At 59.0% G+C, this 6,319-nt stretch carries 5 protein-coding genes and 1 rRNA gene; 5 read left to right on the forward strand and 1 reads right to left on the reverse strand.

Translation table 11 applies throughout. From position 1 onward, the window contains the following. From rrf to ACQ4WQ_RS28350, 4 genes are all read left to right on the forward strand, one after another. A 5S ribosomal RNA gene (rrf, locus tag ACQ4WQ_RS28335) occupies positions 1-100 on the forward strand; the annotation flags it as partial. Between the two features lie 165 nt (positions 101-265). After that, positions 266-955 (forward strand): phosphatase PAP2 family protein, encoded by a 690-nt coding sequence (locus ACQ4WQ_RS28340; protein ID WP_436501628.1) that lies wholly within the window; start codon positions 266-268, stop codon positions 953-955. A 62-nt stretch (positions 956-1,017) separates the two neighbouring features. Then, positions 1,018-2,496: a DUF2868 domain-containing protein gene (locus tag ACQ4WQ_RS28345; protein ID WP_436501630.1), complete on the forward strand. Its 1,479-nt coding sequence runs from the start codon at positions 1,018-1,020 to the stop codon at positions 2,494-2,496. Beyond that, positions 2,493-3,983: a DUF3482 domain-containing protein gene (locus tag ACQ4WQ_RS28350; RefSeq protein ID WP_436501632.1), complete on the forward strand. Its 1,491-nt coding sequence runs from the start codon at positions 2,493-2,495 to the stop codon at positions 3,981-3,983. The genes ACQ4WQ_RS28345 and ACQ4WQ_RS28350 overlap by 4 nt, the downstream gene beginning before the upstream one ends. Before the next feature lie 14 nt (positions 3,984-3,997). Here the strand turns inward: ACQ4WQ_RS28350 and ACQ4WQ_RS28355 are convergent, their stop codons facing one another. Beyond that, entirely contained in the window at positions 3,998-4,897 is a 900-nt protein-coding gene (locus tag ACQ4WQ_RS28355; RefSeq protein ID WP_436501634.1) for a LysR family transcriptional regulator, read from the reverse strand. A 103-nt stretch (positions 4,898-5,000) separates the two neighbouring features. Between ACQ4WQ_RS28355 and ACQ4WQ_RS28360 the strand changes: the two genes are divergently transcribed. Continuing rightward, positions 5,001-6,080, forward strand: a complete 1,080-nt coding sequence (locus ACQ4WQ_RS28360; protein WP_436501636.1) for a tartrate dehydrogenase — start codon at positions 5,001-5,003, stop codon at positions 6,078-6,080. Positions 6,081-6,319: the final 239 nt, after the last annotated feature.

Genomic DNA, 6,319 nt, shown 5'->3' on the forward strand with positions numbered 1-6,319 from the left:
GCAAGTTGGTCCCACCCCTTCCCATCCCGAACAGGACCGTGAAACAACTTTGCGCCGATGATAGTGCTGCAACCAGTGTGAAAGTAGGTTATCGTCAGGCTTGTTATTCGCAGTAGAAAAAAACCCGATCAGCAATGGTCGGGTTTTTTTTCGTCTGGCGCTTTGTCATTGATCACCACATGTTGTGCACGGCGGGCACCGTCATGTTCTCTTCATATTGACACTGTACGATGACTTCCATTCTCATCAAGTAACGTGTGCATCCATGCTGGCCAAGCTTAAACTCGTCAAAACTCCCAAAGGCATCGATAGCATCCTGATGCTGTCGGCCATGCTGATACTCTGGATCGGCAATTACAGCAACCTCGACCTCATGATCGCCGACAGTATGTTCGACGGTGCGCGCGGGCAATTTGTCGGCGCTGACAGCGCGTGGGCGGGCAGTTTTCAGCTAGGTATGATTTTGCTTGGCGCCGTCGTGATCGGATTGGCCGTCTGGGACACCTTGCATCCGCTGGCCTGGCTTGCTTCACGCCGCAGTGCCTTGCGCGTGGCGGCGCTGTCGGCTATCTTCGTGCCGCTAAGCATCTATTGGCTCTCTTCCTTCAGCGATGTGCCGTGCCCTACGGACTTGTTGCGCTATGGCGGACTGGAGCCGTACACACGCCTGCTGGAAACGTTGCCAGCCAGCGCATCTGCCATGGTATGCCTGCCCGCGACCCAGGCGAACACGGCCTGGTGGATGCTGGCCTTGCCATTGTTGTTTCTGCCCGCACGGCCCCGCACGGCGCTGCTGCTCGCCGGCATCATGCTGCTGTGCGGTTTGGCGGCAGGTTGGCAACAGCAGTTGCAAGGTACGCAATTCTTTACGCACACCTTGTGGTCTGCCTGGATTGCTGCTTTCCTGATCTATCTGCTGCATAATTTGTTCCGGGCCGAGGACGCGTTGGCCTGAAACACGAAAGTACGTCACAATCTGCCTGTCAAGTTGTCGTTTAATACAAAAACAGGAGCACCATGAACGAGCAGATTGCGAGAGAAGTGGTATTGGTCCGTGCTATCGAGACGGCCGACCAGAAAAAAGAAGTCCTCAGCGAGGATGACCGCATGTATGCCAGCCGCAGCGCGCGTGAGCTTGCGCAGTGGCAAGCTTCGGGCAAGCAGGCCGAAGTCACGGGTGACGATTTCCTGCAGCAGCGTTCCGAGTTGATCATCAAACGCATCACCGAGCGCACCCCTGCCTTCGCCGCTTTCGCGAAACGTCGTAACGGCATGAAAGCCCTGGCGCTGACTTTGCCCCTGCTGGCACTGCTGCTGGGCGCCGGGCTCGATCGCATCACGGATCCGCACCGTGTCGACTTGTTGTCGGCACCCTTGCTGCTGATCATCGCCTGGAATGTACTGGTCTACCTGGGCTTGCTGATCTGGCTATGCATCCCTTCGCATTCCCTGGGCTGGCCGAAGGCGGGATTGGTGCGCCACCTGAGCGTGGGCCGGCTGGCCTTGCCGCGCAAACTGCCGCACGCATTGTCCTCGGGCTTGCTCAGTTTCATGGGGGAATGGGCGCACCTGAGCGCCAAGCTGACAGCCGCGCGCCTCGGTCGCACCATCCATCTGAGCGCTGCCATGTTTGCCATCGGCGCCGTTGCCTCGCTGTATGCGCGCGGTTTCCTGTCGCAATACGCGGCCGGCTGGGAAAGCACGTTTCTGAATGCCGGCCAAGTGCACAGCCTGCTGTCGACCTTGTTTGCGCCGGCTATTGCCCTGTTTCATTTGCAAGGTTTTTCGCTGGCGGAAATCGAAGCGCTGCGCTTCCCGCAAACGACGACCGTCGAAGGCGGCGCGCGCTGGGTACATTTGTATGCGGCGACGATTTTCCTGCTGGTCGTCGTTCCCCGCCTGATCCTGGCACTGCTCAACAACTGGCGCGCCGCGCGCCTGGCCAGACACTTTCCGCTGGATCTCGATCAACCGTATTTCCGCAAGCTTAATGAAAGCATCGGCGTGGCCACGGGCGGCATGCTGCGCGTCTTGCCTTACAGCTTTACGGTCGATGAAGCACGCCACAAGGGACTGGGTCAACTGTCCATCATGCTGTTTGGCGAACAGGGCCGCATGATGCTGCGTCCATCGACGTCATATGGCGAAGAGCCGCAGGAAGTCTTGCGCGGCACGGACTTGAATGATCCGCAAGTCAATATCACGGCCGTGCTGTTCAACCTGACGGCGACGCCGGAGAAGGAAAATCACGGCGCCTTCCTCGATTATCTGGTGCAATCGTCGGCGCGCGGCATCGCTGTCCTGATCGACGAGTCCAGCTACCTGGAGCGCGCAGGCGAGCAGGCGGACAATGCCGCCCGTTTGGCGGAAAGAGTCGCCTTGTGGCAGCAGTTCTGCCAGTTCCATAAAACCACGGCCACCCTGGTCAATTTGCTCAATCCTGCCTTGCACCCGCTTGATGCCGGTGTCGGCTTGAAAGTATCGGCAGCAGCATGAGTGTGAATGTGAATAAAGATGTCCACGATGATGCGGTGCAGATTCAGTTTGCGCTGATTTCGCACACGAATAATGGCAAGACGACACTGGCGCGCACCCTGGTGGGCGTGGATGTTGGGGAAGTGCGCGACGCCGCCCACGTGACTGTGTTTGCCGAATCGCATACCTTGCTGGCCACGCCGCAGGGCGATGCCCTGCAACTGTGGGACACGCCAGGTTTTGGCGACTCCGTGCGCCTGCTCAAGCGCCTGGGCCAGTCGGGCAATCCCATCGGCTGGTTTCTGCGCGAGGTGCTGGACCGTTATCGCGACCGGCCGTTCTGGCTCAGCCAGCAAGCGCTGCGCACGGCCAAGGACGCGGCCGACGTGGTGCTGTACCTGGTCAACTCCTCGGAGCATCCCAGGGATGCGGGGTACTTGCCGGCGGAAATGAAAATCCTCGAATGGCTGGGCAAGCCCGTTGTGGTCTTGCTCAATCAGATGGGGCCGCCACGTCCGGGTAATGAGGAACACAGCGAGCAGGCGCGCTGGCGCGAACATTTACAGCAATATCCTATTGTGCGCGACGTTTTGGCGCTCGATGCCTTTGCCCGCTGTTGGGTACATGAGCGCGTGTTTTACGAAGCCGTGGGCAAGTTGTTGCCGCAATCGCAGCAAGCTGGTTATGCGCGCTTGTTTGCTAGCTGGCAAGCGCAAAATACGGCGCGTTTCCAGCAGGCCATGCGTTTGCTGGCTACGCAGCTGGCCGTGGCCGCCCAGGATCGCGAGGCCATCGAGTTGGCGTCCAAGGGCTTGCTGAAATCGGCCTTGCAAGTCGTGGGTATCGGCAAGAATGCAGAGCAACAACGCCAGGAAAAGGCGATGGCTAGCCTGGTGGCGCGGCTCAATACGCACAGTGGGCAAACGACGCGTGAACTGTTGATCTTGCACAAACTCGACCCGACCGATGCGCATAAGATCAATAGCCGGATACGGGAAAATTTCGCCGTGCGCGCGCCGATCGACAAGGCGCAAGCTGGCTTGTTGGGGGCCATGATTTCCGGCGCGGCGACGGGACTGTCGGCCGACCTCATTTCCGGTGGCTTGACTCTGGGCACGGGGGCCTTGCTTGGCGGCGTGGTCGGTGCACTGACGTTTGCGGGCGCAGCCTGGGGTTTTAATTCCGGCACGGACCGCAACGAGCCCATCATGCAATTTACGGATGCTTTCCTGCGGACCTTGGTCGTGGCGGGCGTGCTGCGCTACTTGGCGGTGGCGCACTTTGGCCGCGGCCGCGGCAACTTCGTGGAAGGCGAGGCGCCGGCATTCTGGCAAGATGAAGTCGAGCAAGCGGTCGCGCGCCATGACGCTGCCTTACTTGAGTTGTGGAAAGATGTGCGCCGGGAAAAGTCGCCTGAACCAGCTGCCGATCGCGTCGCCCCCGTGATTACCGCCATCACTTCCGATACCTTGGCGCGTCTATACCCGGATGTGCCGCGTCTCGTGTAGCGAATCAGGCCCAATCAGGCGCGGGCCTGCAGCCATTGTTGTAGAAATTGCACGCAGGCCCTGACCTTGGCCGAGTTCGACAGCCGCGAGGTGGTTACCGCCCACACATCGGCGGGCTGTTGATACGCTGGCAAAATGCGCACCAGCTTGCCTTGTGCCAGGCTACTTTCCACATCCCATGCGGAGCGCAGGATGATGCCGTGGCCATCCAGCGCCCATTGATGAACGATCTCGCCATTGTTGGCCGATAACGGCCCATCGACCTTCACCGTTTCCTGCCCGTGCGGCCCTTGCAGTTTCCAGCGCCGCCCATCCTGGTCGCGCTCGCGGATGACGATGCAGTCATGCTCACCCAATTGCGCCAGGGTGGCGGGCGTGCCATGTTGTGCCAGGTAGGCGGGCGCGGCGCACAGTACGCGCTGGTTGCTGGCAATGCGGTGGGCGATCAGGTCTGGCTCGCGCACCTCTCCGATGCGAATGTCGAGGTCGAAACCCTCACCCAGCAGGTCAACGGGGCGGTCGAGCAATTCCAGTTGTATTTTCAGGCCTGGATATTGCTGTGCCAGCTCGGATAGGGCAGGACCGAGCCGGTTGCGCCCGAAACCGGAACTGGAGCAGATGCGCAGCACACCTTGCGGTTGCAATGTCGATTGCGTCACCGCTTCACCCATCTGTTCGACATCTTCCAGGATGCGTTGCGCCCATTGCCGCACGATCTCGCCGTGATCGGTGACGCTGACCCGGCGCGTGGTCCGGTGCAGCAAACGCACTTGTAGCGCCGCTTCCAGCATGCCGATGCGCTTGCTCACGACCGCCTTGGAAATGCCCAGTTCCAGCGCCGTGGCGGCGAAACTGGTTTTATGGGCGACCTGGCAAAACAGGCGTAAGTCTTCCAGCAGCGGCGTATTCTTCATTGATTGATCACGAAATGTGGATGCTAGGGTTATGAATTCCCTGATTGTATTCTGATGCGGCACCAGTATCATCAACGCATCCATCTATCCACAGGAGAATGTCATGCCCGCACACAGAATCGCAGTCATCGCCGGCGACGGCATAGGCAATGAAGTCATGCCGGAAGGACTGCGTGTTGTCGAGGCCGCTGCGCGCCGCTTCAATATCGACCTGCAGTTTACGACGATGGCATGGGCGAATTGCGATTATTACCTGGAGCATGGCCAGATGATGCCCTCGGACTGGTTTGCCCAGCTCAAGGATTTTGACGCTATCTATTTTGGCGCGGTGGGCTGGCCGGACAAAGTACCCGACCATATTTCCTTATGGGGCTCCTTGTTGAAATTCCGGCGCGAGTTCGATGAATACGTCAATTTGCGGCCCGTGCGGCTGATGCCGGGCGTGCCTTGTCCGCTGGCGAACAAGAAACCGGGCGATATCGATTTTTATGTCGTGCGTGAAAATACGGAAGGAGAATATTCGTCCGTGGGCGGCCGTATGTTCGAGGGGACGGAGCGCGAAACGGTGCTGCAGGAATCCGTGTTTACACGCAAAGGCGTCGATCGCATCCTGAAGTATGCGTTTGAGCTGGCCCAAAGCCGGCCTAAAAAACACCTGACATCGGCGACCAAGTCGAATGGTATCGCCATCAGCATGCCATTCTGGGATGAGCGGGTCGAAGCGATGGGGCCGAGCTTTCCCGATGTGCACTGGGATAAATACCATATCGACATCCTGGCGGCCCGCTTTGTATTGAGTCCCGAGCGTTTCGATGTGGTGGTGGCGTCGAACCTGTTTGGCGATATCCTGTCCGACCTGGGCCCCGCGTGCACGGGAACGATTGCGATCGCACCGTCGGCCAATATCAATCCGGAGCGCACATTCCCCTCCGTCTTTGAACCGGTGCACGGTTCCGCGCCTGATATCTATGGCCAGAATATTGCCAACCCGATCGGCATGATCTGGTCGGGCGCCATGATGCTGGACTTCCTCGGCAATGGCGACGCTCGGTACACGGCAGCACATGACGCGATTGTGCACGCCATCGAGCGGGTGCTCGAGCATGGTCCGCGTACGCCGGATATGGGCGGCAGCGCCAGTACGACCGATGTGGGCATGGCGGTTGCCGAATTGCTGAAATAAAGCTTGCCGCCCGTGGGCGGTTTTGCTATAGTTCGCCTCCCCAATGAGACGCAGTCAACTGCGGCAGTTGAGGGTCACCGGAAACGGCGATGAGTAGTAAAAGAAGGAGTTGACGAATGTAGTGAAATGCTTCATACTCTTCCTTCTTCGCAGCTGACAAACACAACGCTTTGTCGATAGCGCGAAAGCAGTAACCGAATACAGTTCTTTAACAATTAACAGTCGATAAGTGTGGGCAT

This window comes from Janthinobacterium goodfellowi, assembly GCF_051380695.1.
Taxonomy (GTDB): Bacteria; Pseudomonadota; Gammaproteobacteria; order Burkholderiales; family Burkholderiaceae_D; genus Janthinobacterium.